Genomic DNA, 4,461 nt, shown 5'->3' on the forward strand with positions numbered 1-4,461 from the left:
CCGCCGTCGAGGCGGCGCGCACGCCGGCGGACGTCGTGCTCAACGGCATGACCGGGGCGGTCGGCCTGCTGCCGACCCTGGCCGCGCTCGAGACCGGCGCCACCCCTCGCGCTGGCCAACAAGGAGTCGCTCATCATCGGCGGCGAGCTCGTCACCGGCGCGGCGAAGCCGGGCCAGCTCGTCCCCGTCGACTCCGAGCACTCGGCCATCGCCCAGGCGCTGCGCGGGGAGCGCGTCGAGGACGTGAAGCGGCTGCTGGTCACCGCGAGCGGGGGGCCGTTCCGCGGCCGCACGCGCGAGCAGCTCGTCGACGTCACGCCCGAGCAGGCCGCCGCCCACCCGACCTGGGACATGGGCCCGGTCATCACGATCAACTCCGCGACGTTGGTCAACAAGGGCCTGGAGGTCATCGAGGCCCACCTGCTGTTCGGCATCGGGTTCGACCGCATCGACGTCGTCGTGCACCCGTCGTCGGTCGTGCACTCGATGGTCGAGTACGTCGACGGCTCGACGATGGTGCAGGCCTCGCCGCCGGACATGCGGCTGCCGATCGCGCTCGGCCTGGCTTGGCCCGAGCGGCTGCCGGGCGCGGCGCGCGGCTGCGACTGGACGGAGCCGAGGTCGTGGGACTTCTTCCCGCTGGACGACTCCGCCTTCCCGGCCGTGCGGCTGGCCCGCAGGGCGGGGGAGTTCGCCCGCACGGCGCCGGCCGTCTACAACGCCGCCAACGAGGTCTGCGTGGACGCCTTCGTGGCCGGCGACTTGGACTTCCTTGGCATCGTGGACACCGTGGGCGCCGTCCTCGACGACCACCTCACCGATCCCGACAGCGCCACGCGCGACCTGACGCTCGACTCCGTCCTGGAGGCCGACGCCTGGGCCCGCGGGCGCGCCCGAGTCCTTGTGGAGCAGCGTTGACCGCCCTCGTGTACGCCCTCGGCGTCCTGATCTTCGTGATCGGGGTCGTCGTCTCGATCGCGCTCCACGAGTGCGGTCACATGATCCCGGCACGCCGCTTCGGCGTGAAGGTGACGCAGTTCTTCGTCGGGTTCGGCAACACGGTCTGGTCGTTCCGCCGCGGCGAGACCGAGTACGGCGTCAAGGCGATCCCGCTGGGCGGGTACGTGAAGCTCGTCGGCATGCTGCCGCCGGCCAAGGGCGACGACCCGCACGAGCTGCGCAGCACCAGCACCGGCCTGTTCAGCCAGCTCGCCGCCGACGCGCGCGACGCCGAGCGCGAGCACATCGGCCCCGAGGACGAGGGCCGCCTGTTCTACACCCGCCCGTGGTGGCAGAAGGTCATCGTCATGGCCGGCGGCCCGGTCGTGAACCTGGCCATCGCCCTGGTGCTGTTCGCGATCGTGTTCATGGGCTTCGGCGCCTACGAGCCGACCACCCGGGTCAACACGGTCTCGGCGTGCGCCATCCCCGACACCGAGGCCGGACGGTCCTGCACCGCGGACGACCCCGAGACCCCGGCCAAGAAGGCCGGGCTGCAGCCGGGCGACCTCATCACGTCCTTCGACGGCCAGCCCGTCGACGACTGGGACGAGCTGAGCGAGCGCATCCGCGACAACGGCTCGGAGCAGGCGGTGCTCGGCTACGAGCGCGACGGCCAGGCCCGCACGGTCGAGATCGAGACCACGGTGCTGGCCCGCGCCGACCTGGACGACCCCGACAAGACCGTCGAGGTCGGCTTCCTCGGCGTCTCGCCGACGACCGAGCAGGAGCGCCAGGGCTTCGGCTACGTCCTGGGCGTCATGGGCGACTCCATCGCCGGCACGGTGCACGCGATCATCGACCTGCCCCAGCGCATGATCGGCGTGGTCAAGGCGGCCGCCGGCGGCGAGCGCGAGGACGACGGCCCGGTCAGCGTCGTCGGCGCCGGTCGCGTGGCCGGCGAGCTGGTCACCTACGACGACCCGTCGTGGGGAGACCGCGCCGTGCGGCTCATGACCCTGCTGGCCTCGGTCAACCTGTTCCTGGGCATGTTCAACTTCGTGCCGCTGCTGCCGCTGGACGGCGGGCACATCGCCGGCGCCCTGTGGGAGGCCGTGCGCCGCGGGTTCGCGCGCCTCCTGCGCCGCCCCGACCCGGGCTACGTGGACGTCGCCAAGATGCTTCCCGTCGCCTACGCCGTGGGTGCGGTCCTTATGATCATGAGCGTGATCCTGATCTACGCCGACATCGTCAACCCGGTGAGCATCTCGTGAGCGCCGTGAGCCTGGGCATGCCCGCCGCGCCGCCGCCGGTGCTGGCCCCGCGACGCCGCTCGCGCAAGATCAAGGTCGGCTCCGTGGACGTCGGCGGCGACGCCCCCGTCTCGGTGCAGTCGATGACCACGACGCTGACGGCGGACGTGAACTCCACCCTCCAGCAGATCGCCGAGCTGACCGCCGCAGGCTGCGACATCGTCCGTGTCGCGTGCCCCTCGCAGGACGACGCGGACGCGCTGCCGGCCATCGCCCGCAAGTCGCAGATCCCGGTCATCGCCGACATCCACTTCCAGCCCAAGTACGTGTTCGCCGCGATCGACGCCGGCTGCGCCGCGGTGCGCGTGAACCCAGGCAACATCCGCAAGTTCGACGACCAGGTCGGCGCCATCGCCCGGGCGGCCAAGGACGCGGGCGTCTCGCTGCGCATCGGCGTCAACGCCGGCTCGCTCGACAAGCGCCTGCTCGAGAAGTACGGCCGGGCGACGCCCGAGGCGCTCGTGGAGTCCGCGGTGTGGGAGGCCTCGCTGTTCGAGGAGCACGACTTCCACGACTTCAAGATCTCGGTCAAGCACAACGACCCGGTGATCATGGCCCAGGCCTACGAGATGCTCGCCGAGCGCGGCGACTGGCCGCTGCACCTCGGCGTCACCGAGGCGGGCCCGGCGTTCCAGGGCACGATCAAGTCGGCCACCGCCTTCGGCTACCTGCTCGGCAAGGGCATCGGCGACACCATCCGCGTGTCCCTGTCCGCGCCGCCGGTCGAGGAGGTCAAGGTCGGCATCCAGATCCTGCAGTCGCTCAACCTGCGCGAGCGCAAGCTCGAGATCGTGTCGTGCCCGTCGTGCGGCCGCGCCCAGGTCGACGTCTACACGCTCGCCGAGCAGGTGACCGCCGGTCTGGAGGGCATGGAGGTGCCGCTGCGCGTCGCGGTCATGGGCTGCGTCGTCAACGGCCCGGGCGAGGCGCGCGAGGCCGACCTCGGTGTCGCGTCGGGCAACGGCAAGGGCCAGATCTTCGTCAAGGGCGAGGTCATCAAGACCGTCCCCGAGAGCAAGATCGTCGAGACCCTCATCGAGGAGGCCATGCGCATCGCCGAGGGCATGGAACCCGTCGACGGCGGCGCGCCGTCGGTCTCGGTCTCCTGACCCGGCGTCGACGAGCGTGACGCCCGCGCGTCGCTAGGCTGGCGGCCGAGGGAGGTGGGCATCGTGCTGGGGACGACGAACCTGCGGGTGCTGGCGCCCGAGGAGATGCCGCTGGTCCGGTCGCTCACCGCGCTGGACCCGGCCGCGAACGTCTTCCTGCAGCACCGGCTCGACGTCACCGGCATGCGTCCGCGCTGGATGGGCGGGCACGTGTGGGGCTGGTTCGAGGGCGAGCGCATCGTCTCGGCGTGCTACGTGGCCTCCAACGTCGTCCCGCTCAACGCCACCCCCGCCGCCGTGGCCGCGTTCGCCGAGCACGCGCTGCCGCAGGCCCCCCGTGCCGCGTCCATCGTCGGTCCGCGCGACACCGTGCTGGACCTGTGGGACCGCATGGAGCCGCTGTGGGGCCCGGCCCGCTCGGTGCGCCCGGACCAGCCGTTCCTGGTGATGGACCACGACAGCCACGTCGTGCCCGACGCCCGCGTGCGACGGGTGCTGCTCGACGAGGTCGACGTGCTCTACCCAGCCGCCGTCGCCATGTTCACCGAGGAGGTCGGCGTCGACCCCGAGGCGATGAGCGGGTCGCCTACCGGGCCCGGGTCGCGCAGCTCGTCGGCCAGGGGTGGTCGTTCGCGATCATCGAGGACGACACGGTGCTGTTCAAGGCGGAGGTCGGGGCCGCCGCGGGCGGCGTCTGCCAGGTCCAGGGCGTCTACGTCCACCCGGACGTGCGCGGGCACGGGTTGGCCGTCCCGGCCATGGCCGCGGTCGTCCAGCAGGTGCGCGCCTCGATCGCGCCGGTCGTGACGCTGTACGTCAACGGGCACAACCTGCCGGCGCGGCGCACGTACGAGCGAGTGGGGTTCCGGCACCACACGACGTTCGCCACCATCCTGCTGTGAGGACGCCGTAGGGTGCGGGCCATGCCCCGATCCCTGGCCGGACTGGCCGCGCTGTTCACCGCCTCCGGCGTCCTGCACCTCGTGCGTCCGCAGGTCTTCGAGCCGATCGTCCCGAAGCGGCTGCCGCGCCGCCGCGAGCTCGTGCACGCGTCCCGGCGTCGCCGAGCTGGCGTGCGCCGCGCTGCTGGCGTCCCCGCG

Annotated in this window: 3 protein-coding genes and 2 pseudogenes; all 5 read left to right on the plus strand. The window is 72.2% G+C overall.

Annotated elements, in window-relative coordinates; translation table 11 throughout:
• A pseudogene (locus AC2W7G_RS09860) lies at positions 1-918 on the plus strand (1-deoxy-D-xylulose-5-phosphate reductoisomerase); the annotation flags it as partial.
• Positions 915-2,213, plus strand: a complete 1,299-nt coding sequence (locus tag AC2W7G_RS09865; RefSeq protein WP_485868272.1) for a M50 family metallopeptidase — start codon at positions 915-917, stop codon at positions 2,211-2,213. The pseudogene AC2W7G_RS09860 and the gene AC2W7G_RS09865, both read left to right, overlap by 4 nt.
• Positions 2,214-2,230: 17 nt before the next feature.
• Positions 2,231-3,361, plus strand: a complete 1,131-nt coding sequence (ispG, locus tag AC2W7G_RS09870) for a flavodoxin-dependent (E)-4-hydroxy-3-methylbut-2-enyl-diphosphate synthase (RefSeq protein WP_485868274.1) — start codon at positions 2,231-2,233, stop codon at positions 3,359-3,361.
• 198 nt (positions 3,362-3,559) lie between these two features.
• A pseudogene (locus tag AC2W7G_RS09875) lies at positions 3,560-3,817 on the plus strand (DUF4081 domain-containing protein); the annotation flags it as partial.
• Between the two features lie 197 nt (positions 3,818-4,014).
• The gene (locus AC2W7G_RS09880; RefSeq protein ID WP_485868273.1) at positions 4,015-4,263 is read left to right on the plus strand and encodes a GNAT family N-acetyltransferase; all 249 of its coding nucleotides are present in this window, start codon (positions 4,015-4,017) and stop codon (positions 4,261-4,263) included.
• Positions 4,264-4,461 lie beyond the last annotated feature (198 nt).

The organism is Aeromicrobium sp. PFPM2_SD2 (assembly GCF_057364525.1).

Excerpts from the sequence above, each read along its gene's own strand:
- ispG (WP_485868274.1), top strand. The coding sequence starts at position 2,231 with ATGCCCGCCGCGCCGCCGCCGGTGCTGGCCCCGCGACGCCGCTCGCGC.